Origin of the sequence: Paenibacillus sp. FSL F4-0122 (genome assembly GCF_038002845.1) — a bacterium.
Lineage (GTDB): Bacteria > Bacillota > Bacilli > Paenibacillales > Paenibacillaceae > Paenibacillus_AQ > Paenibacillus_AQ odorifer.
The window spans coordinates 3,352,316-3,378,048 of record NZ_JBBODI010000001.1; the positions used below are offsets into that span (position 1 = coordinate 3,352,316).

At 44.1% G+C, this 25,733-nt stretch carries 17 protein-coding genes; 12 read left to right on the forward strand and 5 right to left on the reverse strand.

The window, feature by feature from the left end:
• Positions 1–169 precede the first annotated feature (169 nt).
• Positions 170–1,162 carry a LacI family DNA-binding transcriptional regulator gene (locus MHH49_RS14505; RefSeq protein WP_341138213.1) on the reverse strand — a complete coding sequence of 331 codons (993 nt, stop codon included), beginning with the start codon at positions 1,160–1,162 and terminating at the stop codon, positions 170–172.
• Between the two features lie 375 nt (positions 1,163–1,537).
• On the opposite strand from MHH49_RS14505, the gene gtfA reads away from it, so the two are divergent.
• Positions 1,538–2,980, forward strand: a complete 1,443-nt coding sequence (gtfA, locus tag MHH49_RS14510; protein ID WP_341138214.1) for a sucrose phosphorylase — start codon at positions 1,538–1,540, stop codon at positions 2,978–2,980.
• An 86-nt stretch (positions 2,981–3,066) separates the two neighbouring features.
• Here the strand turns inward: gtfA and MHH49_RS14515 are convergent, their stop codons facing one another.
• Positions 3,067–5,301 (reverse strand): AraC family transcriptional regulator, encoded by a 2,235-nt coding sequence (locus MHH49_RS14515; protein ID WP_341138215.1) that lies wholly within the window; start codon positions 5,299–5,301, stop codon positions 3,067–3,069.
• A gap of 503 nt (positions 5,302–5,804) precedes the next feature.
• Between MHH49_RS14515 and MHH49_RS14520 the strand changes: the two genes are divergently transcribed.
• From MHH49_RS14520 to MHH49_RS14530, 3 genes are all read left to right on the forward strand, one after another.
• Positions 5,805–6,680 carry an ABC transporter permease gene (locus MHH49_RS14520; protein WP_141118552.1) on the forward strand — a complete coding sequence of 292 codons (876 nt, stop codon included), beginning with the start codon at positions 5,805–5,807 and terminating at the stop codon, positions 6,678–6,680.
• 11 nt (positions 6,681–6,691) lie between these two features.
• Positions 6,692–7,585: a carbohydrate ABC transporter permease gene (locus tag MHH49_RS14525; RefSeq protein ID WP_036685379.1), complete on the forward strand. Its 894-nt coding sequence runs from the start codon at positions 6,692–6,694 to the stop codon at positions 7,583–7,585.
• Between the two features lie 68 nt (positions 7,586–7,653).
• Positions 7,654–9,264: an extracellular solute-binding protein gene (locus MHH49_RS14530; RefSeq protein WP_143766237.1), complete on the forward strand. Its 1,611-nt coding sequence runs from the start codon at positions 7,654–7,656 to the stop codon at positions 9,262–9,264.
• A 75-nt stretch (positions 9,265–9,339) separates the two neighbouring features.
• Here the strand turns inward: MHH49_RS14530 and MHH49_RS14535 are convergent, their stop codons facing one another.
• Positions 9,340–10,221: an AraC family transcriptional regulator gene (locus MHH49_RS14535; RefSeq protein ID WP_036685373.1), complete on the reverse strand. Its 882-nt coding sequence runs from the start codon at positions 10,219–10,221 to the stop codon at positions 9,340–9,342.
• A 158-nt stretch (positions 10,222–10,379) separates the two neighbouring features.
• On the opposite strand from MHH49_RS14535, the gene MHH49_RS14540 reads away from it, so the two are divergent.
• The 3 genes from MHH49_RS14540 (at position 10,380) to MHH49_RS14550 (ending at position 14,334) form a co-directional block, all read left to right on the forward strand.
• On the forward strand, positions 10,380–11,780 hold the full coding sequence (locus MHH49_RS14540; RefSeq protein WP_076104897.1) for an MATE family efflux transporter: 1,401 nt from the start codon (positions 10,380–10,382) through the stop codon (positions 11,778–11,780).
• 695 nt (positions 11,781–12,475) lie between these two features.
• Positions 12,476–13,192 carry a hypothetical protein gene (locus MHH49_RS14545; RefSeq protein ID WP_341138216.1) on the forward strand — a complete coding sequence of 239 codons (717 nt, stop codon included), beginning with the start codon at positions 12,476–12,478 and terminating at the stop codon, positions 13,190–13,192.
• Between the two features lie 131 nt (positions 13,193–13,323).
• Positions 13,324–14,334 carry a ketoacyl-ACP synthase III gene (locus tag MHH49_RS14550; protein ID WP_036685367.1) on the forward strand — a complete coding sequence of 337 codons (1,011 nt, stop codon included), beginning with the start codon at positions 13,324–13,326 and terminating at the stop codon, positions 14,332–14,334.
• A 124-nt stretch (positions 14,335–14,458) separates the two neighbouring features.
• On the opposite strand, the gene MHH49_RS14555 is transcribed toward MHH49_RS14550, so the two are convergent.
• Positions 14,459–15,475 carry a LacI family DNA-binding transcriptional regulator gene (locus MHH49_RS14555; RefSeq protein WP_036685366.1) on the reverse strand — a complete coding sequence of 339 codons (1,017 nt, stop codon included), beginning with the start codon at positions 15,473–15,475 and terminating at the stop codon, positions 14,459–14,461.
• Positions 15,476–15,781: 306 nt separating this feature from the next.
• Between MHH49_RS14555 and MHH49_RS14560 the strand changes: the two genes are divergently transcribed.
• On the forward strand, positions 15,782–20,959 hold the full coding sequence (locus MHH49_RS14560; protein WP_341138217.1) for a carbohydrate binding domain-containing protein: 5,178 nt from the start codon (positions 15,782–15,784) through the stop codon (positions 20,957–20,959).
• Between the two features lie 76 nt (positions 20,960–21,035).
• Here the strand turns inward: MHH49_RS14560 and MHH49_RS14565 are convergent, their stop codons facing one another.
• Positions 21,036–21,593: a GbsR/MarR family transcriptional regulator gene (locus MHH49_RS14565; protein ID WP_036685364.1), complete on the reverse strand. Its 558-nt coding sequence runs from the start codon at positions 21,591–21,593 to the stop codon at positions 21,036–21,038.
• A 256-nt stretch (positions 21,594–21,849) separates the two neighbouring features.
• Between MHH49_RS14565 and MHH49_RS14570 the strand changes: the two genes are divergently transcribed.
• The 4 genes from MHH49_RS14570 to MHH49_RS14585 all read left to right on the forward strand — a co-directional run bounded on the left by MHH49_RS14570 (position 21,850) and on the right by MHH49_RS14585 (position 25,658).
• Positions 21,850–23,043 carry a quaternary amine ABC transporter ATP-binding protein gene (locus MHH49_RS14570; RefSeq protein WP_036685362.1) on the forward strand — a complete coding sequence of 398 codons (1,194 nt, stop codon included), beginning with the start codon at positions 21,850–21,852 and terminating at the stop codon, positions 23,041–23,043.
• Positions 23,043–23,876: an ABC transporter permease gene (locus MHH49_RS14575; protein ID WP_036685360.1), complete on the forward strand. Its 834-nt coding sequence runs from the start codon at positions 23,043–23,045 to the stop codon at positions 23,874–23,876. The genes MHH49_RS14570 and MHH49_RS14575 overlap by 1 nt, the downstream gene beginning before the upstream one ends.
• Positions 23,877–23,889: 13 nt before the next feature.
• Positions 23,890–24,759, forward strand: a complete 870-nt coding sequence (locus MHH49_RS14580) for a glycine betaine ABC transporter substrate-binding protein (protein WP_038573223.1) — start codon at positions 23,890–23,892, stop codon at positions 24,757–24,759.
• 287 nt (positions 24,760–25,046) lie between these two features.
• Positions 25,047–25,658, forward strand: coding sequence for a TVP38/TMEM64 family protein (locus MHH49_RS14585; RefSeq protein ID WP_036685356.1), 612 nt, complete (start codon positions 25,047–25,049; stop codon positions 25,656–25,658).
• Positions 25,659–25,733 lie beyond the last annotated feature (75 nt).

Sequence of the window (25,733 nt, forward strand, 5' to 3'; positions counted from 1 at the left end):
CATTCCTTTAAAAAATGGGAACCTGCCCAATCAGCATATTCTGAGAAGCGGAAGTTGTTACAATAATTGCCCTGAAAGCCGTTATTCCTGAAAGTCGTTATTAATGAAGCAATACAAAAAAAAGGCAGGCCACCGCTAATTACGGTAGTCTACCTTTTTAATAGATACGTTAAGTAGTCTCTCCTTTAATAAGAGTTACGTCTACAGTAGTGTTGTTGATTAGCTCTCCGTCAGCACTTTCGATCATTTGCAGGAGAGTATTGGTCAGCATGACCCCGATCCGATCACTAGGTTGCATAATGGTAGTCAATTTAGGACTCTGAAGCATGCGGGTAAAGCTGTGGTAATCATAACCGATGATTTTCAGTTGCTCGGGCACTCGAATGCCTTGCTGTTCAGCATAAATGTATAAAGCATAAGCCACAATATCATTACTGCAAAATACTCCATCATATTCTCGAAGTTGGGCTGGAGAGATATTTTCGGTGACAAAGGACCAAAAATAATCAAAGGTAAGCTTATTGTGCGCACCTTCGATAATATCGTAGGTTACACCATGTTTCATACTAGTGATGACAAAAGCATCCCGACGACGATTCGCTAGAATATCCAGATTTAGCGGGCCGGAGATATGTAGCAACCGTTTACAGCCCAGCTGTATCAAATGTTCGGTAGCTAGCTCACCACCGCGGTAATTATCCGATCCCACACAAGGAATGTTGGAGGAAATAAAACGGTCAAAAGAGACAATAGGGAAAGGGACCTTTTTATAGCTTTCAATATTCATGGTGTGGCTGCACATGATAATGCCATCTACTTGATTCTGGCGAAGCATGCTAATATAGTTGGTTTCTTTCTCAGGATCGTCAAGAGAATTGCATATTAGCAATTTATAGTTTTTTTCATTAGCACTCATTTCAACATACTTGATGAGATCGGAAAAGAAAGGGTGGTTCGAATCTGGAACAATAATCCCAATAAAAAAGGATTGATTCTTCTGTAAGGCTCTGGCGATTTGATTAGGATGATAATCTAAGGCGTCCATCGCTTGTTCAACTTTTTTACGCGTCTCTTTGCTGATATATCCCCGGTTGTTCATTACTCTGGACACGGTAGCTACAGCAACGCCCGCTTCCTTGGCAACATCTTTAATACTTGCCATACCCTCATCCCCGTTTCATAAAATGCTCTAATCTATATTCTACAACGTTTCTTGGATTGTTGACACTAATCAAGACTAACAATTGTAAAAGCATAGATTGTTTTTGATAGTTATAATAGGTATGTTATACGTTACCACAAAATATTTAGGTATAATATTAAATATCAATAATTTTGTCTATATTATATGAATATAATTATATGAAAACGTTTGACATATTATTTGCGCATCTATAAAATTGGTTTTGAATAAACGTTCATCTAGGGAGGAACAGGATTCTTAGGAGAACGCTTTCATTAAATTACATTAGTTTGATGATTTCTCAGACCTTATGAAGCAAGAGTGTATAAATTGAAATAGAAGGAGAACTCCAATATGCAGATTAAAAATGAAGCTATGCTTATCACTTACGCAGATAGCATGGGAAACAATTTAAAAGAACTAAACGAAGTACTGGATACACACTTGCAAGGAGTCGTGGGTGGGGTTCATTTATTGCCGTTTTACCCCTCTTCGGGCGACCGGGGATTTGCCCCGATGGATTACACCAAGGTTGACTCAGCTTTTGGCGACTGGGCGGAAATCGAAGAGATGAGCGAGAAGTTCTACATGATGTATGATTTCATGATCAATCACATTTCACAGCAGTCTCCATACTTTCAAGATTTCCTTGAGAAGAAGGATGAATCGCAATACAAGGATTTATTTATTCGTTACAAGGATTTCTGGCCTAACGGTGAACCAACTGAGGTTGATGTGGATTTAATTTATAAACGTAAACCTCGGGCGCCATACGTAGAGGTTACCTTTAAAGATGGGACGAAGGAAAAGGTTTGGTGTACGTTTGATGAGCAGCAGATCGATCTGGACGTGACTACGGAAACTACGAAGAAATTCGTAAAAGACAATCTGACCTTCCTTGCTGATAAAGGAGCATCGATTATCCGGCTGGACGCTTTTGCCTATGCCAACAAAAAGATGGGTACCAACTGCTTTTTCGTAGAACCGGATATTTGGGAAATGTTGAATTTGTCTAAAGAAGTAGTAGCACCTTATGGCGTAACTGTTCTTCCGGAAATCCATGAGCATTACAGCATTCAATTGAAGATTGCAGACAAGGATTATTATGTCTATGATTTTGCCCTGCCAATGTTGGTATTACATGCTCTGTATAGTGGAAAAGTAAATCGGCTTGCGCATTGGCTGGAAATCTGTCCGAGAAAACAATTCACTACCCTGGATACGCATGACGGCATCGGCGTAGTGGATGTTAAGGACCTGATGACCGACGAAGAAGCTGAAATGACCAGAGAAAGCCTATATAGCCAAGGAGCGAATGTTAAGAAAAAATATAGCTCCGCCGCTTATAATAATCTGGATATTTATCAAATTAACTGCACTTATTATTCTGCACTTGGCAATGATGATCAGGCATATCTTTTGGCCAGAGCTATTCAGTGCTTCGCCCCTGGTATTCCACAGATTTATTATGTAGGTCTATTCGCTGGCGAGAATGATATTGAGCTGCTCGAAAGCACAAAAGAAGGACGCAATATTAACCGCCATTATTATTCTAAAGATGAAATTGCTGCTGAGGTACAACGTCCTGTTGTTCAAAAGCTGTTCGCATTGTTAAAATTCAGAAATAGCTGTCCAGCTTTTGATGGTGAGATCAAGATTGAACAAGGTAGTGAGAATGAGCTGAACATCACTTGGAAAAATGAGAACAGTGTGGCGAAGCTTGAAGCTAATCTGTTGACCAAAGAATACACCATTCTTGCAGGTGAGAATGAAGCAAATATTGCGAAGGTATTTTAATATTTCATATGATATCGAAGGGTGTTCCAAAGGCCAATGTAATGGCTGTTGGAACACCCTTCTTTTTGGGGGATAGGTGATTCATGTTATGAACTGTTTTTGGTCCGTCTGAATTCTATTGGTGTAAGGCTGAAGTTGCGTTTGAACATCCGGTGGAGATAAGAACTGCTGGTGAAGCCAGTTACTTCAGCAATATCCGATACCGACAAATCACTCTCTACAAGCAGGCGGCATACTTCCTTCATCCGTACCTCCATAATGACATCCACGATAGTGGTTAGGGTCTGCTGCTTATAAAGTCTGCTGACATAGATTGGAGACATATTAAGTTCATCCGCGATTTGGTTCAGACTCAGGCAAGGGTCCATGTAAGATTGCTGAATGGTTTGGTTGATTTGCCGGATTAGATCGCTTTGCTTGGAGCTGCGCTTATCCGCTTGGAATTCCTGAATATGCTCGAAAAGCTGGTAAAAAGCCGCTTCAAATTCTTCTATCGTTTCATAATGTTCAAGCGAAGGCATCACCATCATCCCTTCGGTGGAGGTAGGACTAAGCTTCTTGATGTTATCGACGATTCGTTTAATCGTTAGCGTCACCCTTGAAACAGTAAGTTCCAGCACATGATAGGGATATTGCTCCATTTCACGTACCATTTCGGAGAAGTGACTGCGGGCTTCGTCTGTTCTGCCACTTGTGAGCGCATCGACCAGCTTTTTTTCGCTGTCAGCCGGGTAGGAGTAAAGATTGTTCTGAAGCTCGCTAATGCGCTCAGCATTGATCAAGCTGCCATGACCATAAAACAGTCTATGTTTGGAAGCTTCTCTGGCCTGACTGTACAGCCGGTTTAGTACATCTGGATTATCACTGATGGGGCTGTACACTAACGACAGTCCGATTTTTAGATAATCACAGCAGGCCACGCGGATCTGCCGCAGCAGTACTTCAATCAGCTCATTATCCAGATGTTCAGTGGAGGTCATGCTGCTAAGCAACATGACCACGCTATCGTCATTCATATCTACAGTTTCCACCTGATAAGTCTGTCCACAGATCTCTGAGGCAATATTCATGATGGCAAACTTGTACGGAAGGAGATAAGAGCCTCGTTCCTTTCGCAGAGCTTCGTACTCATCAATGCGTAGTAATACTAGCCGGTAGCCCTCGTTTAAATTAAAAGAAATACCCAGCTGTTGAACATCATTTTGCCGGCTGTTATGAGGAGATTTAATGCCAAGCACCAGATTGCGTAATGAATTCTGCCTGATCGTGAACATGCTGTTGCGTTTATCTGCCTCAAGGGTGTTCATTCGGCTTACGATCGAATCAATCGGCAGATAAAGCCGTTTGGACAGTACCCTAGAAATAACAAGACCGAACAATAAAATAATTAAAGAAATCAGAAGCGTAGTATTGCGGATATGATTGGTCTGTTCAGTAATTACCTCATAAGGAGTAATGCGCACATATTGCCAGCCAAGCGAATCGGGCGAAGTATAGGACACCAGTGATTTATTTCCTCTAAAAGGGGCAGTAAAATAGCCGGCAGAACGTGCTTTTACTTGATGCTCCAGCCAACTGTTTTCATCCCCGGAGAGCTTCTCCAATGTCAGCTTATTCCCCGACAGAAAACGGCCTTGGTCATCCAAAATGTAGGTACTGCCACTACCGGGTGTATTGCCGTTAGCCAGTTCTTTATTGATCCAAGCCGCGGATATGTTAACAATAACCGCAGAGTTAATAGAGCGGTCCCAATTGATCGCATCATAGCAAAGGTAAGTATAGACTGAGATGGTTTTCTTCTCAGGTTCATCTATGGAATAGGTTCGCGGAATCGGCGTAAATGTTTTGTAATCCTGATAATGATTCAGCATCTGAATAATTTCAGTGTCCACCAGTTCGCGGGTGGTGAATACGCCATTCTGGCCCTGTGCTGCCGAAATATAAACCGTGTCATTATTCGGATTATATACATAGATGGATTCAATATAAGGCATGGAATTTAAGTAGTTTCCGAGATCGGACATCGCCGCGGTTACCTCATAAATAGAAGGCTTGTTATAGAACAACAGATGAGAAATCGTGCTGGTTCGATACAGTTGAAATGAAAGCGTTTGCGCGACTTCGGCCATGTTGACCACTTTTTTGCCAGTCTGGGTCAGATCCCTTAGATCGGAGCGAAAGGTTTGCGTCTTCTCGACGCCGATGTAGTACGTATAGTAAACAAACGTAGAGATAAGAAGGGTTAACGATATGCACAGGGTTATGGTGGTGAGCAGCTTGCCATACAGTAGTCTTTTTCTCCGTAGATCATTATTCTTCATACCGTCCCCCCTGACCATCATATGACTTACTCGGACAAGACTCTGGATGAATTCATATTATGAAGTTCCTTTATTATAAGTCCCCAAGAGTGAACAGAACAGTGGAGCAACCTTAGAATCCTGCATTTTTCCAATCTGAAGGGAGTGAACAAATTAAATATTCGTGTACAAAACAGCCTTTTCTACAAGGAATATAAGGAGTTAGCGAAGCTTGAGAGGCTCTGGGGGTCTCCGAAGACTTTTACATAAACATCCTGATTGTTCAGTTCCTGTTTCGCCAGTTTGTGCAGTAAGGCTTGTAAGCTTCACTTCTGTGCTCAGAAGAATCCCCCTATAGTGGAATTATGCAGTTTCTATATTAAGGGGAGTGAAAGATCTTGAGCCAAACCTCATCCAAAGGAATTTCAAACGTCGAACTTGGCATCCAGGCTGATGGTAGAGCACGCTTACGAACGACAAGAAAGAAGAAAGGATTGTTGTATGAGCTGGTGCACAATCGGGTAATGTTTCTGATGCTGCTGCCCACCTTGGTCTTTTTTCTGGTGAATTCCTATTTTCCAATGGTAGGCATTTATTATGCGTTCACTCAATTCGACTTCAACAGCAGTATGTTCAATTCCAAGTTTGTCGGGTTGCAGAATTTCGAGTTCCTCTGGAGATCCGGTACGCTGGTGAAGCTCACGATGAACACGATAGGATACAATATTGCTTTTATTGTACTAGGGAATGTGCTGGCAATTGTCTGTGCGATCCTGCTGAGTGAGCTCAATGGAAAATGGTTTAAAAAGATTAGCCAATCGGTAATGTTTTTGCCTTACTTCGTATCTTTTGTAATTCTCAGTGTAATTGTCTACAACTTGTTTAATTATGACAGCGGTTTCTTGAATACAATACTTACCCAATTTGGCCTTGATCCGGTCGACGTTTACAGTAAACCTTGGGCATGGATCTTTCTGATCATTATCTTTTATCTATGGAAAAATCTTGGCTACAGCATGGTGATTTATCTGGCGGCGATTACGGGGATTAGTGACGAATATTATGAAGCGGCCAAAATTGATGGCGCTAATATTTTCCAGCGGATTTGGTATATAACGGTGCCGATGCTGAAATCAACCTTTGTGGTGCTGCTGCTCTTTGCGCTCGGCAGTATTATGAAGGGCCAGTTCGATCTTTTCTATCAATTAATAGGCAATAACGGGCTGCTCTACAATACGACTGATATCCTTGATACCTATGTATACCGTTCGCTTAAAGTAACCTTTGATGTGGGCATGGCAACGGCTGCCGGGGTTTATCAATCCCTGTTCGGCTTCGTCCTCATTATGACGGTCAACTATATAATCCGCAAAATAAACGATGACTACGCCCTGTTCTAGGAGGATAAGGAATGAAAATTCAAAAGGATAAATATACGCGAATGCTTCATTGGATTGCCTATGTGGTCATTATTGGCCTGTCGATCGCTTGCCTGCTGCCCTTTTTGCTAATTATCTCTGCGTCTTTGACCAGCAATGAGTCCATTATCCGCGATGGCTATCATCTGATTCCGGCACAGTTCTCACTGGAGGGCTACAAGACGGTATTCATCTTCCCGGATGAGGTGCTACGGGCATATGCGGTCACAGTCAGCACAACTGCGATTGGAACGGTAATGGGACTTTTTTTCATGACTATGGCCGGTTATGTACTGGCGCGTAAAGATTTCAAATATCGAAATAGCTTTTCCTTCTATATATACTTTACGACTTTGTTTGGGGGAGGACTTGTCCCGTGGTACATCATGATTACGAAATACCTCGGTCTGCTGGATTCCTATGCGGTACTGGTGCTTCCAGGTCTGATGACGCCATTTTTGATCATTTTAATGAAAAACTTCATCAAATCAGCAGTTCCTGAGGAATTATTCGATTCTGGCAAAATAGACGGGGCCGGTGATTTCCGGATTTACTGGCAGATTGTACTCAAGCTTTCCATGCCGGGCATCGCTACAGTCGGTTTATTTCTGGCTTTGTATTACTGGAATGACTGGTTCACCTCTTCACTGTTCATCAATGATACGCATAAATATCAGCTGCAGTTCTATCTGTACAATGTTATTAATTCAGCACAGTTTATCGCACAGATGGGGGCGGGAACCGGGGTGTCACTGGCTACGGAGGTCCCTGCTGAGTCTACCAAAATGGCGATGGCAATTGTCGTGACGGGACCTATTCTTTTTCTGTACCCGTTCGTTCAGCGTTATTTTGTCAAAGGCCTAACCATCGGCGCTGTGAAAGGTTAGAACCGCAACCTGCCCACTACCGGGTTAAGGTACAGTCGGCTAACATAGAAGCATAGTGAAAAGGGAGGATTCAGATGAATAAACAACGGGGCAAACGCATGTCTATTCTGCTTACGTCAGTATTGGGCTTGACGCTGCTGGCAGGCTGCGGGGGGAATTCTAATTCTGCAAACGGAGACAATGCGGCGGTAAAAGAGAGCAATAGCGGAGGAAACACAGCACAAAGTACGAACGCAGTTACTGAGGAGAAGACCGGACTGGACACTTCCAAAAAGGTAGAGCTGCAATTCTATATGCTAGGCGATGCGCCGAAGGACCTCTCAAGCATTGAAGCAGAAATTAACAAAATGGCCGAAGAGGATCTGAATGCAACCGTTAAATTCAACTATACAACCTGGACAGATTGGGATCAGAAATATAAGCTGCTGCTGTCGTCGGGCCAATCGATCGATTTGATCTTCACTGCGGACTGGACACAATATCAGGCTTATGCGAAAAAGGGAGCTTTTTTGGCTATAGATGATCTGCTGCCAAAAGCTGCCCCAGAACTCCAGCAATTCGTACCACAGGAAATGTGGGATGCCGTGAAGATTGATGGCAAGATTTACACCGTTCCTGCGACTTATAAGGAGTATGTAACGAATGGCTTCGTATGGCGTGAGGATCTGCGCAAGAAATACAATCTGCCTCAGCCGACAGATCTGGCTAGCTATGAAGCATACATGGAAGGAATCAAGAAAAATGAACCGCAGATGTCGCCGGCTTCTTTTAACAGTGATGTAAGAGGTAACATTCATGATGTATATTCAACACTTACCGCACAGGTCGGCAGTCCGCTGCCTTACGGTATTGGTATTAAGTACGATGATCCTTCAAAAGCTTATCTCTATTGGGGCTCGGAGGAACATAAAGAAGAGCTGCTGACGATGAGACGCTGGCAGGAAAACGGATTGATTTCCAAAAACGTCCTGAACTTGAAGGATACCATCCAGGCGCCGATTATCGCGGGCAAGGCAGCAAGCATCTTCGGAGATAATCCGACTCGCTTCAACGATACGTTGATGAAGGTGAAAGCAGCACATCCGGATTGGGATCTAGGTTACTATCCTTATGGCAATACCATTGGTTATGCAACACCAGTTCATCCTATTCATAATGGTTTCGCCATTCCGAAGAGCAGCAAGAACCCTGAACGTGCGCTGGCCTTCTATGAAAAGATGGTCATGGATAAACGTTACAACCAACTCACACAATACGGTGTGGAAGGAAAGAACTATAAAATTGATGCGAACGGCTACTATGAACTTATTGGAGATGCTTCAACAAACGGTTTTACACGCGAGGGAATGAATGGCTGGGCTTGGCGGAATCCGGAGTTCATGTTGTTTGATAAATCCTATGACGGCGTGAAGGAAATCTTCGCTGAGCTCGACAAAATTCAGAAACCGGATATTTTCACAGGTTTTGCTGAGGATTATACCTCCTATCAGGCGGAAAAAGCAGCACTAGAGCAGGTGGAAAAGCAATACCTGTATCCATTGCAAGCTGGATTAGTAGAGGATGTTGATGCGGGTTTAACCACCTTTATGGAAAAGGCTAAGCAAGCAGGCCTTGAGAAAATCCAGACCGAATATATCAAGCAATGGGACGCTTATGTGCAGGAGAAGGGTTTGAAATAATAAAAGTAGCAAGGGATGTTCCCTAAGCCAAATGGGGAGCATCCTTTTTTTTGTGTTTTTTGGAGTCTTCAGGATCTACGAAAAGCGTTGGCGGAATTCCCGCGGAGTGGTCCCTTCTATTCGAATAAAGCTGGAGCTGAAGTAAGGGGCCTGATTGAAGCCGACTTCCTCGGCTATACGGGCAATCGTGTAGCTGGTCTGCATCAGCAAAAGTTTACTTTGCTGAATTCGATAATGCAGCAGATATTCCATCGGCGCACAGCCGTATTCCTTCTTCATGCAACGAGCGATATATACAGGGTGAAAGCTTAGGCTTTCCCCTAGCTGCTGCGCAGTGATGTGCTCACGAAAATGGCTGCGTAAATAGGAGGCCGCTTGCTCTGCACATGTTTTGGAGGGCGAGGGGCGCTCATGGCTGAGGGAGGCGGATAACTGCTGAATAACCTCCTGAAACAACAGCTGCTGCTGAAATGGAGTATCGCTTAAATGGGAATTAGGCACAAGCTGATTCAGCTGTGAGAGCAGCTCTTCTATCTTGGACGGCTGCAGCAGAGTCGTATACTGAGGCAGGCGTAAGCTAAACGGTCGGATATCAAATTCGTCAGATTGCAGGGAGTTCTCTATTTTGACGTTGTCCTTCTCAAGCGCAGCAGCCGTATCCTCGGTCATATTCCATTCACCCACCGTTTGAAAATGCAGCCAATAATAAGAGGTGGATTCCTTGCAGCTGTCCGTACTGAAATGATGGCTGTCTGGACGAAGCAAGAGCGCCTGACCCGCTTTTACTTGAAAGGGGAGGCCGCCTTCACTCATATATAAACAGCCTTGTTTAACTACAAGCAAATCGAACACCCGGGTATTATGGCGGCTCATATGATAATGGCCGGGGGAGAAAGTATGGAATCCGCTTACAATGTAGTACAGCAACGGAGGAACGGTGAAGTTCAAGATGTTCATGTCAGAAGCTCCTTTTAGTGAGGTTGGAATAATGTAATAATTGGTTTGAAATCTGTACCATCATCCAAAGTATATCATCTATAATTTAGTCTGACCTAATGAATAAAGATGTTATTTTTAGGCCAAGTCTGTAGGCATGGTTTACGAGGAGGGTTTGTATAGTGAAAAAAGAAAGACAGGGTTTTGGACTCTGGGTATTGGCTTGGCCTATATTTATAGAGGTATTTCTACAGACTCTGCTGGGTACGGTAGATACATTAATGGTCAGCCGTATCTCTGATGATGCAGTCGCCGTAGTCGGCATTTCCAATCAATTGTTCGGTGCATTGACCACGCTTTTTACAACATTTGCGGGTGGAGCGGGGATTCTGATCGCGCAGAGAATGGGCTCCAAACGTTTTGGTGAAGCGCGCACGATTGCTATTATGGGAGTATCGGTTAGCCTTGTGTTGGGGATTGTCGTAAGTATTGTGTTGTTTTTCTATGCGGGCCCTATTGGTGGGGTTCTAAATATAGCACCGGAACTATTATCACTTTCGAATGTCTATATCTCCTACGTCGGAGGCGGACTCTTTATGGTCGGGATGATCGCTTCCCTCGGTACCGCTATCCGGAACACAGGGAATACCAAAGGACCGATGTACACAGGGATCATTATCAACGTGATTCATATAATTCTGAACTATATTTTTATATTTGGTGTATTCGGTCTGCCTCAGCTAGGTCTTGCGGGCATCGCGATCTCCAGTATTGTCAGTAGACTGGTCGGAGTGATTATTCTCTACTCCCTATTCCGGCGTTCTTTCGAGATCAAGGTTAGACTTAGAGATTTCCGCATATTCAATGGCAAGCTGTTCAAGCAAATCCTGAAGATTGCCTGGCCTCTTGGGATCAATTCTTCCTGTTGGGTATTCTCCCAGCTTATTGTGTATTCCTTTCTGGCTGCACTTGGAGCCGAAGCGTTAGCAGCACGCACGTACCTTAACACCTTGGAGTCCTTTTGCTTCACGCTTGGTTATGCTTTTGCGCTGGCGGGGCAGATACAGATTGCTCATTTATTCGGAGCAGGCAAACTGAAAGAAGCTTATCGCAGTGCATATCGTACACTTTTTATTGGTTTGAGCATTGTGTCAGCTAACATGCTGTTACTATTCCTGTTCGGAAAACAGCTGCTCGGTTATTTCACATCTGATCCGAAGATTATTGCGATCGGGGTTTCTTTGTTAGCTCTAAATCTATTGCTCCAGCCCTCCAAAATGCTGAATATGGCCCTCGGCAACGCGCTGAACGCTATCGGGGATACGCGTTATACGATGTATACTTCCATCGTGTCTATGTCCCTCATTGGCGTGGGCTGCTCCTATTGGTTAGGAATCAGCGTCGGCTGGGGACTTATGGGTATCTATTGTTGTATGATAGCCGACGAATTGGTGAGAGGCTTGCTTGTCCTGGCGCGCTGGAGGGGGCGAAAGGTTCTCCGCCAAGCGGATATCGGCTTGAGTGAAGAGAATGCTTCACTACATGGAGCCGGGAAAAGAAGCACCTCGTTAACCACATAAGCGGGACTCTATAAGCCTAGCTTGATGGGCAATGGAGTGGTTTAAGAGTCGGACGTTGTTTGTTGCGGCAGTAGGGCGGCTGCAGGAGAGCGGTAGTTGGGCGGTTACGGGAGGACAGGTGCTTTCGGACTCAGATGCCGCTATTTGCCGGTTCAGAGCCTTTTACGGGTAGTTTCGGACTGGAGGGGCGCTATTCCTCGTAAAATGACTCCTAATGGGGGCGTTTTGCACCAATAGTGACGCTGGAGTCCGATAGTTGTTCAAAAGAGCAGTATTTGCGCAAATAGCGACTCTGGAGTCCGAAAGCGACTTTGAAAGTCCAAGTAACACCGTGCACCCAAGCGACAATAAGCACTCCGAATAATATTGAGCATCCCGAGTAACGTCGAGCACTCCAAGTAACAATGAGCATCTTGAGTAACAATAGGCACTCCAAGTAACATTGAGCATCGTGTGAACAACTAGCGTTCGAAGTAACATTACGTGTGCTGTTTTTATGAAAGAGGTTACCTCATGAGTAGAAATGATTACTTCTGTGAGGGCCTCTTTTTTATGCGCGTATAAAGTTTAAGTTTGACGGTTCTCAAATTTGATTATTCATTCATATAGAGTTTGATTCTATGATATAAATGAGTTAGCCTTTATAGAATGGGTAGCCGTTATATAAATACATGTTACTGAAGGGTTTGAGGGAAATGTTGTTGTCAAAATGGAGAGGGTTTTCGTTACTAGGGCTGCTCTTAATGCTTGTACTATTATCAGGCTGTTCTAAAGGCACTGCTCATGTCACAGTGAATAAGAATGGAAGCGTAGATATTGCAGTGAACATGAAAGTGAATTCGCGTGCAGAAGCGTTGGTTAGCGGAAAAATGGAAGATGCTCTGGTAAACAAACTTAAGGATCAGGGGATTGAGCTAGAGAAAAGCCAAGATGGAAAATCTACAGTCTATGAATTCGTGAAATCTTATGCCTCTTTTGAGGATATGAAAGCACTCTCTGGTGACTTGGATATTGTGGACCTGAAATTAGATACCAAAGATAATTGGTTTTATACCAAATATGACGTTGAGGCGAAGCCCAAATTTAATAGCTACATAGACACCATAATGGATAATATGGGATCGCTCAGTTTATCGAAGCCGATTATTCGGGCTTTTTTGCAAAACATGGCTTTCGACTTTAAATTAACGTTACCTGTGGATCTATATGGAGACAATAATGCAAATGTGGAGGACGGCAGAACCCTTACTTGGAATGTTACACTAGCGGATACAGAGCCAATTCAAATGCAGGTTTATGTGCCTAATGTATGGAATATCGTGATTGTGCTTATCATTTTAGTGGTGGTTGTTGTAACTGCGATTATATTGTTCGTGAGAAAAAGAAAGCAGCGTAATAGAAAACGTTTCTAAGTGGGTTCGTAAAGTTACGGAAGTGCCGAGAAGCTAGGATGCTTTACCGGCCTTCTTTACTTTTTAGCAGGCACAGAGTTATAATTAGTACCAAGTACTAATATCAGATACTAATTGAAGAGGTGATTGGAATGACAGGTGCAAAAATTACCGCTATCGGAACCTATGTCCCAGCCAAAAGACTAACTAATGCCGATCTGGAGCAGATCGTAGATACAAATAATGAATGGATTGTGCAACGGACCGGAATCCGTGAGCGCCGAATTAGTCGGCAGGATGAGTATACAAGTGATTTATGTGCAGCAGCTGTGCAGGATCTTATGACTCGTTATGGAAAAAGCGTTCAGGATGTCGATATGGTCCTGGTAGCTACGAGTACACCTGACTTTTCCTTTCCCTCAGTAGCTTCTTTGATTCAAAATCGTTTTAACATTCCGCAGACTGCTGGTGCTATGGATTTGAGTGCAGCATGCGCAGGTTTTGTCTATGCACTGCATACTGCTCACAGTTATGTGGCTTCAGGAATGCATCGCAAGGTACTGGTTATTGGTGCGGATACGATCTCCAAGATTACGGATTATACTGACCGCAGTACATGTATTCTTTTTGGGGATGGCGCTGGAGCAGTGCTTGTGGAAAGTGATGAGCAGACGACGGGATTTTTAGGCTTCCAGCTGGCAAGTGATGGCGGTGGGGCACATCATGTTTACCGTACGGGGCTTGCCCATACTGTAAACAATATTGAGCTGGTAGATACACAAATGCTGGTACAGAACGGACGAGAAGTGTTTCGCTGGGCGGTCAGAACGGTTCCTTTAGGTGTGCAACAGCTGCTAGAAAAAGCGGAGGTAGGTCTGGAGGAAGTAGACTGGTTTATTCCACACAGCGCTAATATGCGGATGATTGAGCCAATTTGCGAGCGATTAAATTATCCGCTGGAGCAGGTGCTGCACAGTCTTGTGAATTTCGGCAATACATCTGCTGCCACGATTCCTTTAGCACTCGATTTGGGCATCCGCGAGGGCAAGGTACAAAATGGACAAAAGATCCTGATGTATGGTTTTGGTGCCGGATTAACCCAGGCAGGACAATTGATTGAGTTGAATTTGGATCATCAGGTAGGGATACCTACTCCATATTAAGAGGTGGAGTTCGGCCAGCTAGAGACCAATGAAGATAGATAACGAAACATTTTCGATAATCAATAAAAAGACAACGCCGTTTGCGGAAACCCGCTTACATAAGTTGTCTTTTTTTGTTGATTAACTAAGTATTTAATTGACTGCCACAGGATTCACGCACAATAAGCACAGGCTCCACTACAAATGATCCACCGCCAGACTGATTGTTAATCAAGTCATAGAGCATATGGGCAGCGAGGATGCCAAGCCGTTCTTTGTTCTGGCGGATGGTCGACAGTTTTGGACTGGTATATTTACAGGCTTCAATGTCGTCACATCCGATAATGGCAATATCTTCAGGCACGCTGAGACCGTGTTCTTTCAAAGCCCGGATGGCTCCCAGAGCCAGCAAATCAGAAGCCGCAAAAATGGCTTTTGGTAAATTTCCGGCTTGAATTAATTGCTGCATAGCCGTATAACCGCTGGGCTCAAAGAAATCGTCGCCATGAACAAACCACTGACGGTTCAAAGTGAGGCCGAAGCTTTCAATAGCTTTGACATATCCGGATTCCCGCAGGTTAGAAATATCTGAATCCGCTGCACTTCCGATAAATCCAAGTTCTCTATAGCCAAGCAGATAAAAATGCTCCACGACCTTGGAAGAAACCTGAAAGTTATCTGACATCACAAAGCCGGATTTTTTGCCCTTTAGCTCAAGGTCGACCCCGATACAAGGAATACTGCTCATATCCAGATCGCGGATGGTAGGCTCCATCTTTTGCCCGGAAATAATGACACATCCATCCACATTAAAATGAACAGATCGAGCGAAATAATCGCCGCTGCTGATGAATTTCTCGTTGGAAAAGAAAATGAGATCGTAGCCCAGAACGCCCATCTGCTTTTTAAAAGAATTTAGCACTTCTACGAAAAAGGGATGTGTAAATTCGACATTAAGCTCGCCAGCAAAAATAACCCCGATCAGATTCGACTTCTTAGTTGCGAGTGTCTTGGCGGAGTTGGAAGGTGAATATCCGGTTTGTTCGATGATTTCCAAAACTCTTTGCTTGGTCTTTTCGGAAACATCACTGTAATTGTTCATAATTTTCGAAACAGTCGAGACAGAAACGCCGGCCATTTCGGCAATCATTTTGATATTCATAGTTAATAATGCCACCCTCCGCTAAATCGTTGAAATTTGAGAAAAAGACTGTTCTAGAGCGGTTATTTGCGAGTTATTATGAATAGGGTGAATGAAAATTCAATTATTTTCAGTCTATTATTATTGCCGAAACAAGTCAAATATATATTTCACTATGCAGATTTACTCCAAAATAATCTATGTAAAAAAATTCAAAATTACATCTTTACAAAAATAGAAAACTAAGCAACAATAGCATTGTCGAAACCGATTTCGATTTTTCGCTTGAATTACGAATATTACGAAATTCGAGGAGTGATGTTTAGGATGAAAAGGAATTTCACAGCAGCACTTGCTGCTATGCTCCTTGTCACCGGGCTGCTATCACCGGTTGGGAGCATGAATGCTTCAGCGGCAGAGGCGTTAAAGGAAAACTCACCTGATTCAGCGGCAACGAAAGTGGAAAATGAACCAATCAATGGATTGAAAGCGTTTACCGATGTATCTCCAAATCATTGGGCCGCAGGCCCATTACAGCGTTGGAGCACAAATGGGATCATAAGCGGATATGACGACGGGTCGTTTCGTCCGGGTAAGGAAGTCACGAAGGCAGAATTCGCAGCTATTATGAATCGTATATTTAATTATCAGGAGCAATCGGATAAGGTTCCCGCTGATGTCCAGACCACAGACTGGTATAAAAATGATATAGCCAAAGGGATTGCAGCTGGTTATTTAAGCAGTGATCAGAAGAACAATATTTATCCTTCAAAAGCACTTTCGCGCGCGGAGGCAGCGTTAGCATTGGAGAAAGTGTTTCGTTTCAATGCAGACAAAAGCAGTACAGCAGCATTCACCGATCTGAACGGAGTCAGCGATGAAACCGCAAAAGCAATAGCCGTTCTATCGAGTGCAGGTTATGTAAAAGGTTATCCTGGAGGTTTGTTTAAGCCTGATGGTGGGATCACCCGTGCAGAGTTAGCTCAGTTGGCTGATCGAATGGTTTCGGGACTCCTCCTGAAATCAGGAGAGACTTCACTAGGAACAGTAAAGGGCAATGTAGTCATTAATCGGGCTGATGTGATTCTTAAAGACACGGTCATCCAAGGTAATCTTTATCTAACCGAGGGGATAGCTGAAGGGAATGCAAAGCTTGAAGGTGTAAAGGTAACAGGGACTACTTTTGTACGGGGAGGCGGCGAGCAAAGTATCGGCTTACACCATACTTCTCTTGGACTGCTTCAAGTAGCCAAGCCTAATGGTAAGGTTCGGATTTATGCCAGCGGGTCGACAGCTGTGGGTACTGTGCAGCTGCTATCTGGGTCAATCTTGGAAGAAAGCAGCGATCTTACCGGGGCAGGGTTTGGGGATGTTGAGATGGATGTCGTTCCTCACAATATTTCGCTTCGCGGAACATTTGGAGCGGTTCGTTCGGCAGACTCAGCAGTCAGCGGTTCTTTGTTAAGAATCCTTGGAACTGTCGGCAGCCTTACTCTGGGAAGTCCGACCCATTTAACATTGGAGAATAATTCACAAGTGGCGGCACTAATCCTATCTGCGAGCGCTGGAGCTACAGCAATTCAAGGCAGCGGAAGCGTAACCACAATAGATAACAAAGCCGATGGAGTGACGATTGGCGGTGTAGCAATGAAAAAAGGAAACACTGGCAAAACAACATTGCCAATAGCAAGCTCAGCGCCAAGCAGTTCGGGGAATGTAGGTCCAATAACGACGCCAAGCGCCACACCTGAAGCAACGGCGGCACCTACAGCAACGCCAACACCAACCGAAACACCGACACCAACAGCAACGCCAACACCAACCGAAACACCGACACCAACAGCAACGCCAACACCAACCGAAACACCGACACCAACAGCAACGCCAACACCAACCGAAACACCGACACCAACAGCGACACCAACACCAACCGAAACACCGACACCAACAGCGACGCCAACACCAACCGAAACACCGACACCAACACCAACACCAACAGCCACACCAACACCGACCACTGATCCGTGGACACTGGTGTGGGGGGATGAGTTTGATGATGGAGACATTGATGCTACAAAGTGGACCTATGACCTTGGAGATGGTTCGCAATACAACAATCCAGGTTGGGGAAACAATGAGAAGCAGTGGTATACCAACGATGAGAAGAATGTAAAGGAACAGGACGGTAACCTGATCATTACGGCCCACAAAGAAGAAAAAGCTGGCAAACAATATACTTCTACACGGATTAAGACTAAAGGGTTGTTTAGTAAAAAATATGGAAAATTTGAAATTCGGGCCAAAGCACCTACTGGAAAAGGGTACTGGCCGGCGATCTGGATGCTGCCGGAGAACGATGTGTACGGGACTTGGGCTGCTTCCGGTGAGCTTGATATTATGGAAGGCTGGGGCAGTCGTCCAAACACGGTAGCGGGGACGATTCATTACGGCGGTATGGCGCCGAACAATGTATACTCCGGCAAAGAGTATGTATTTCCGGATAACGCTACGATTGAGCAGTTCCATACGTACTCTATTGAGTGGGAGCCGGGCGAAATTCGCTGGTATGTGGATGGTGAATTATATTCGACCAAAAATGACTGGTATAGCATCAGCAATGGGCAGCCTGCCAATAATGTGTATCCAGCGCCGTTTAATCAGAAGTTCCACTTGCTGATGAATCTGGCCGTAGGCGGTAACTTTGATGGTGATCCGACTAGCGAAACCGTATTTCCAAAATCGATGGAGATCGATTACGTTAGAGTCTATGAGCTGACAGGTCGTGAGTACCGCGAGCCTATTCCAGTTACACTGGAGAAGGAAGCCTATCCAGAAGGCTCCAAGCTTGCACTGGCAGACGGCAACATGGTCTATAACAACAATTATTCGGAGCAGGTGCCGGGGGATGACGGTATGGGAATCCCGAATACCGCACATTGGGTACTTTATAAAGAAGCAGGGGCTGAAGCTACGGTTTCTACCGTTCCTATTGGGGAGCGCAATTATGTGAAGGTAGATATCAGCAGTGGTGGCGGCAATTTTTATTCGATTCAACCCCAAGCTATCGTATCTATAGCTAAAGGCAGGTTCTATAAACTCAGCTTCGATGCCAAAACCGATATGTCCCGCAGTATGAGCGTCCGGTTAACAGGTGGAGAATCTCGTGGATTTGCAGCGTATTCTCCATCGCTTAAGGTAGATCTAACTTCAGCGATGACCCATTACGAGACGATGTTTCAAATGAAGGAAAACTCAGATATTGCTGCACGCGTCGAGTTCAACGTGGGTACCAATACTTCACCGGTATGGTTTGGTAATGTCAGATTAGAAGAGATTGAGAATATTCAATTCCCGCATGATAGTGTGAAGGAACCGCTGGCCAACGGTAATCATCTGTACAATGGTACTTTCGATATTGGGGAACCCAATCGGATGAGTTATTGGCATACGGAAGCAACTGGTGGTGCCATGGTAGAATCAAGCGTTAATGACAATGGCCAGTTAAAGCTGCAGATTGGCGGCAGTGAAAATGGTGAGGTTCGGTTACTTCAGAAGGGAATTCAGCTCATTCAAGGGCAGGACTATGAGGTTACGTTCAATGCTTCAGTCTCCTCTGCACGCACAGGAAGGGTTCAACTACTAGGGAAAGACGGCAGTGTACAGGCAGAACAACCGGTTAACTTAAGCGAAGGTGAGCAAAAAATTAAAGCTACCTTTATCAATCTTGCAGGTGCAACCGATCATGAAGGACAATTCGTATTACTGTTAAACGGTGCTGCGGATACAGTCATTCTGGATAATTTCCAGATGCTGCGTACTAGCTTCTATTTTGATCCATCGCTAATATACTACCCACTCTTGAATGGTGAATTTAACTTTGGGTTTAGCGCCTGGGACCGCCTGTTGACAGAGCAGGGTGGTCAGAGCAGCGCTACGGTTGCAGATGGAGCAGCGAAATTTAGCATTACGAATACCGGCAGTCAGGCGTATTCTGTAATGTTGTTTCAGAACAACTTGAAAGCTGCTGCTGGAATGGATTATGTGGTTGAATTTGACGCCAGTTCAACCGTAATCCGCAAAATCGGGGTGAACGTAGAAAATGGTACGTATCAGGCCTCGTTCAGCAATATTGTGGAGGTAACGCCGGAGACGAATCATTACAGATTCGAATTCCGGCAAGGAAGCAAGGATACATTGTCTCTAAAATTCCTGCTTGGGAAGGTTGAGGGGATTAGTATTCCTCAAAACCATGATATTATCATTGACAATGTGAAATTTGAGATCAAAAATGCACCGGCCAAACCGCAGGAGCTGCTAAGCGACAGCAGCAATAACAGAGTTTCGCAGCCGATTGAGCTTACTTTTATCGACAATGCAAATTGGCGGAATCAAATCATGGCGGTAAAGGTTAACGGTACAATACTTAATGCAGAGCAGTACACTATTGAACCGGGAAAAATCACAATTGAAGCAGCAGTATTTCCGGTAGAAGGAAGTTATACCATTACTGTTGAGGCTGAACATTATGTTACTGCAACAGTCACGCAGACTATTCTAGCTAATGATAACAATCTAGTCATCAATGGTTCGTTTGGCAGCGATAAGACGGGCTGGACTACCTGGTCCGGAGAAGGTGGCGTCTCCGCGTTTAATGTGAAGGATGGCGTAGCTGAAATCCTGATTACGTCGGCCGGATGGGAAGCGTGGCATACACAATTTTTCCAAGAGGGTATTCCACTGGAGGGCGGAAAAACGTATGAGGTGAGCTTCAAGGCGAAATCAACGGTTCCGCGGCAAATTGTGTTAGAATACTCCAATACTTCAGCTGCTTCCGCACAAGCTAAGTTTGATATTCATGCGGATTGGGCTACTTATACAGCACAATTTACGGTGTCGAACAGCAATCCGCTGAAGCTTAATTATCTGATCGGCAAAACGCTGGGCGCTGATCCTGCGGCTAACAGTACGCCGCATACGATTTCTTTTGACGATATTGTGGTCAGGGAGGTACAAGGGGGTCCACCAGTAATACCGCCAAGCGGTACGCTGGATAATGGAACCTTCGATGTAGATGCAACGGGCTGGAGCCAGTATTTTGACGGAATCGGATCTGCCTCTGTTCAAGAGGGGGAATTTGCTATCAACTTAACAGGTACCGGGCAAGCCCCTTTTAGCGCACAGGTGGATTACGAAAATCTGAAGCTTGTTCAGGGAAAAACGTACACCTTGAAGTTTAAAGCTCGTTCTACAGTAAACCGCAATATTCAGGTAGCTGTGGAGCATAAAGGCGGGGATTACACCAAATATATGGAAGCTGAGCTTGTAGCCTTGACCCAAAATATGGACGAATACAGCTACACATTTACGATGAATGGGGCAACAGACGCAGGTGTTCATCTGGTGTTTTTGCTAGGGCTTATAGATGGGAACGGTACGGAGACGAATAGTGAAATTAGCATGGGCAGTACAATTTATTTGGATGATGTAAGCTTGATCGAAGGGTAAACGAAAAAAACGGCAGTGTTTTCCTTTTTACAGGAGCACTGTCGTTTTTTTTGTGTGTTTTTTTTGTGGGTTAGATTTAAGTTTCTTTAGGGATAAATTCAAAAATTTTGCCACTCTCAAAAGATTCTATTAGTTTCAGCAACCAGCGGTAGTAGTTAATGGATTCAGTTATTTTTTCTTCATCTGTATTTAAGAGCTGCATAAGTTTACTATCGTCACTATACTCTTTTTTCATATCGTTAATTTCTGCAAGTGATTTCGCTAGTGAGATCATATTACCTTCGACGGCTTTTCTCCATTTAATAGAGAAGTAATCACTGAAGTTCTGATGCCAGTCAGGCACAGTGGTGAACAAGTCTTTGCGCGTCCCTCTCCCCCATACTTTGTCGATCATTTTCAGATCTAGAAGGGTACGGACTCCCGTACTCATGGACGTTTTACTCATTCCCATTGTTTTGCTGAGCTCATCCAGTGTCACTGGACCTTGATTGAAGTACATATAACCGTATAAATGTCCAATAGACAAGGTAATGCCATACAGATCCATGTTTTTGCCGATAGAATCGATCACACGTTCACGGGCTTTACTAATCTTCTCTATTTGTTCGGGCGTAAGCCCTTCTAAATCGTTCATGATGTCCCTCCTGAGGAATAGGTCGATAGACTGCAACCTTATACAATGTATTGTAATCAAATCCCCCTCCATAAGTAAAGAATTCATGAAGAAAGGAATTTGGCGTAAAACAGAGTATTCCATACATAAAGTTCGTAAAGTTAAAACTGTACACTAAATTTTATCCGTATATGGTGTTTGCATGAATTTTCAATAGTCCGGTAAACTACTATAAGTGAACTAAACCCGGATAACATTTCGGGAGAAGGAGGACGGCATGGCTATTATAGAGGTGAAACAACTAACCAAAGTATTCGGTCATGATGCGGGACGCGCGATTCCTTTATTAGAGCAAGGGATGTCGAAGGAAAAAATTGCTCAGGAATTGAAGTTGACAGTCGGAGTCAACAAAGCCGAATTCAGCATTGAAGAAGGAGAAATATTCGTCATTATGGGTTTGTCCGGCAGCGGTAAGTCGACGCTGGTTCGTTTGTTGAACCGCTTGATTGAGCCTACAGGGGGGCAAGTTCTTTTTAAAGGGAAAGATGTTGTGAAAATGAATCCGGAGCAGCTGCGCCAATTCAGACGGAAGAACATCGGTATGGTGTTTCAGAAGTTCGCATTATTTCCACATCGAAGCGTACTGGAGAATGCAGCATACGGACTTGAAGTTCAGGGCGTAGATAAAAAGAAAAGAACTGAACTGGCAACGGAAGCTTTGCATCTGGTAGGTCTGAAAGGTTGGGAGAATCATCGTCCTGATCAACTCAGTGGAGGGATGCAGCAGCGTGTTGGACTGGCACGGGGCCTTGCCAACGACCCGGATATCCTGCTTATGGATGAGGCATTTAGTGCACTGGATCCGCTTATTCGTAAAGACATGCAGCAAGAGCTGCTGGAATTACAGGCCAGAGTGAAGAAAACCATCGTGTTCATCACTCATGATCTAGACGAAGCTTTGCGGATTGGAGATCGGATCGCACTGATGAAGGACGGAGTCATTGTGCAAATTGGTACACCGGAAGAAATCCTCATCCAACCTGCCAATAAATATGTAGAGCGATTCGTGGAGGATGTGGACTTGTCCAAGGTGTTGACTGCAGCTCATGTAATGCGTCAGCCGGAAACAGTCAGACCTGAACGCGGGCCTCGGGTAGCGCTTCAATTAATGCGTGACAGTGGTATATTCAGTCTATATGTAGTGGACAAGGAAAATAAGCTTCTGGGTGTTATTACAGCTGAGGATGCCCTTAAGGCACTGAATGATAATAAATCTATTCTGGAAGTAACGCGGAGAGAAATCCCACGTGTACAACCGGAAACGCTACTCAATGATTTCTTTGAATTAATATCTGAGACACATTTGCCTGTAGCCGTCGTAGATGAAGCGGATAAATTGAAGGGTATTGTGATTAAAGGAGCCGTTCTTTCCGCACTCGCCGGCAACGCGGTACCGGAAGGAGGATTATAATGGACATTCCTAAACTGCCTTTGGGAAAGGCACTCGAGTGGTTGGAAAATTGGCTGACGACTTATTGTGGGCCCCTGTTTGACTTCATCCATTCGATTATCGGTGGTATGGTGGCTGGCATTGAAAATGCACTTACCTTCCTGCCAGCACTAGTACTTATCGTGATTATTGCAGCTTTGTCTTATTGGATCGGTAAATGGCGCATGGCACTATTTGCGGTCATTGGGCTGCTTCTGATTGATAATCTTGGATTATGGGGACCTTCTATGCAGTCCTTGGCCCTTGTTCTAACCGCCTCGATATTGGCTGTAGTAATTGGTGTGCCGATTGGTATTTTATGTGCGCAGAGAAATACCGTTAGAAATATAGTTACGCCTATTTTGGACTTTATGCAGACGATGCCGGCTTTTGTATATTTATTGCCAGCGGTATCCTTTTTCTCACTGGGCGTAGTTCCAGGGGTTATAGCTTCGATTATTTTTGCAATTCCGCCAACGATTCGCTTGACCAATCTCGGAATTCGTCAGGTTTCGGAGGAACTGGTGGAGGCAGCAGATGCTTTCGGATCGACACCTACTCAGAAATTAGTTAAATTGCAGCTTCCAATCGCTTTACCAACAATTATGGCAGGTGTGAACCAGACAATTATGTTGTCACTGTCAATGGTTGTTATCTCATCGATGATTGGTGCACAGGGCGTGGGTGCCTATGTATACCGTGCGGTATCACAGGCTAAGACAGGAGACGGATTCGAAGCAGGGATTGCGATCGTTATTATTGCCATTCTGCTGGACCGTTTGACACAGAACGCACTAAAACCAAAACAAAGATAGGAGTTTTAAATAAATGAAGAAGAAAAATATAGGGGTATTCCTGTTAGTTATTATGATGATTGCTGTTATTGCTGGATGTTCTTCATCAAGTAAAGAGAAGGTAAAATTAGCATATGTAGCATGGGATTCGGAAATTGCGAGTACTTATGTAGTAAAGGAAGTACTTGAAACTAAGCTTGGAGCTACCGTTGAAATGCTGCAGGTAGATGCTGGCCCAATGTGGGCTGGGGTTGCAGACGGTAGTGCGGATGGAATGGTTGCAGCTTGGCTGCCAAGCACCCATGCGGCTTATCTAGAAAAGTATGGTGCAAAAATTGAAGATTTGGGTGCGAATCTAAACGGAACTAAGGTTGGCTTGGCTGTTCCAGCCTATATGGATATTAATTCTATTGAAGACTTGAAGAACAGTGATATGGCAGCAAAGCTGAACAATCGCATTATCGGCATTGAGCCAGGTGCTGGCATTATGACAACCACAGAAAAGGCTATTGCGGAATATGATCTTAGCGATTACACACTTCTTGAAAGCTCATCTGCAGCGATGGCTCAGGAACTGCAAAAGGCTTATGACAACAACGAGCCAATCGTTGTTACAGGTTGGACACCACACTGGATGTTCGCCAATATGGATCTGAAGTATCTGGAAGATCCAAAAGGGGTTTATGGTGCGGACGAACAGATCCACACGATGGTCCGCCAAGGTCTGAAAGATGACATGCCGAATGTCTACAAATTCCTGGATCAATTCGAATGGACAGCGGAAGATATGGCTAAAGTAATGATTGAGGTTCAGGGTGGTAAGTCACCAGAAGAAGCCGCTAAAACTTGGGTTGAGAGCAATCCGGATAAAGTGAATGCTTGGGTTGCAGGTATAGAATTGTAAGTAAATTAAAAACTGTGTTATGATGTGAAGAATAAATGGAAACAAAAATGTAACTTGTACGCTAACTACTGTTCTTTACACATTACACTTCATAAGCAAGCTCATTCAATAAAACACCCCGTAAGGGGTGTTTTTCTTGGGAATATAAGCAAAGTATTACAAGCTCTTAATGTACTGTGCTTATATTTCAATAAGAATGGATACCTAGTTTACACACTTAGACTTATGCTTTGTCAAAGTAAATCAGGAGGCAGCTGCTGCAAGGAGTCAAGAGAGGAGACTGCTTCATGACAGAGACCATAAATACCTGGATTGATTGGCTGCTGCAAACGCTGGGCCTTAGCGGGCCATCTATTTTATTCGTGACCATCCCGCTCGCACTTTTGCAGAGTATATTAGGATTTTTTCCATTCGTAATTTTGATCGTGCTGCATGTCTCTGTTTTTAACGTAATTGGAGGCATGCTGATCAGTTGGCTGGCCTGCAATCTAGGCGGAATACTGATGTATTTTCTTATTCGGAGATATCTGTATAACTGGTTTGACCGAAAATGGAGAACCAAACTGAAGCGCTATGATAAATGGCAACGTTACTTGGATCGATACGGGATTTGGACGCTGGTACTATTGCGTACGATTCCGATTATTCCGAACAATGTAATCAATTTCATGTCTGCTGTTTCACCGATTAAAGCCTCATCCTTTATATGGGGAACCGTGCTTGGTAATTTATCTTATATATGGTTATTCGGTACGATTGGATCAACTTTAATTGTTCCGCGTGAAGAATGGAATGGTTATCTTACCTGGTATGCGGTGTTTATTGCTATTCTCATTGGCATCTTTATTCGGCGTCATTGGGACCATTTGCAGGAGGATAAGCGGAGCAGAATGCACTAATATCATATTCCCAGTTGATGATCTAAAGGATGAAGAACGTTTCTTCAGGCGTAGTTTGCCGGAGGGAACGTTCTT

Bases quoted from the DNA above. Each gene is read 5' to 3' on its own strand.
- MHH49_RS14515 (WP_341138215.1), bottom strand. From the start codon at position 5,301: ATGAAGAATAATGATCTACGGAGAAAAAGACTACTGTATGGCAAGCTG.
- gtfA (WP_341138214.1), top strand. From the start codon at position 1,538: ATGCAGATTAAAAATGAAGCTATGCTTATCACTTACGCAGATAGCATG.
- MHH49_RS14585 (WP_036685356.1), top strand. From the start codon at position 25,047: ATGACAGAGACCATAAATACCTGGATTGATTGGCTGCTGCAAACGCTG.
- MHH49_RS14555 (WP_036685366.1), bottom strand. From the start codon at position 15,475: ATGAATATCAAAATGATTGCCGAAATGGCCGGCGTTTCTGTCTCGACT.
- MHH49_RS14545 (WP_341138216.1), top strand. From the start codon at position 12,476: ATGTTGTTGTCAAAATGGAGAGGGTTTTCGTTACTAGGGCTGCTCTTA.
- MHH49_RS14570 (WP_036685362.1), top strand. From the start codon at position 21,850: ATGGCTATTATAGAGGTGAAACAACTAACCAAAGTATTCGGTCATGAT.
- MHH49_RS14520 (WP_141118552.1), top strand. From the start codon at position 5,805: ATGTTTCTGATGCTGCTGCCCACCTTGGTCTTTTTTCTGGTGAATTCC.
- MHH49_RS14565 (WP_036685364.1), bottom strand. From the start codon at position 21,593: ATGAACGATTTAGAAGGGCTTACGCCCGAACAAATAGAGAAGATTAGT.
- MHH49_RS14580 (WP_038573223.1), top strand. From the start codon at position 23,890: ATGAAGAAGAAAAATATAGGGGTATTCCTGTTAGTTATTATGATGATT.
- MHH49_RS14550 (WP_036685367.1), top strand. From the start codon at position 13,324: ATGACAGGTGCAAAAATTACCGCTATCGGAACCTATGTCCCAGCCAAA.
- MHH49_RS14575 (WP_036685360.1), top strand. From the start codon at position 23,043: ATGGACATTCCTAAACTGCCTTTGGGAAAGGCACTCGAGTGGTTGGAA.
- MHH49_RS14535 (WP_036685373.1), bottom strand. From the start codon at position 10,221: ATGAACATCTTGAACTTCACCGTTCCTCCGTTGCTGTACTACATTGTA.
- MHH49_RS14505 (WP_341138213.1), bottom strand. From the start codon at position 1,162: ATGGCAAGTATTAAAGATGTTGCCAAGGAAGCGGGCGTTGCTGTAGCT.
- MHH49_RS14560 (WP_341138217.1), top strand. From the start codon at position 15,782: ATGAAAAGGAATTTCACAGCAGCACTTGCTGCTATGCTCCTTGTCACC.
- MHH49_RS14525 (WP_036685379.1), top strand. From the start codon at position 6,692: ATGAAAATTCAAAAGGATAAATATACGCGAATGCTTCATTGGATTGCC.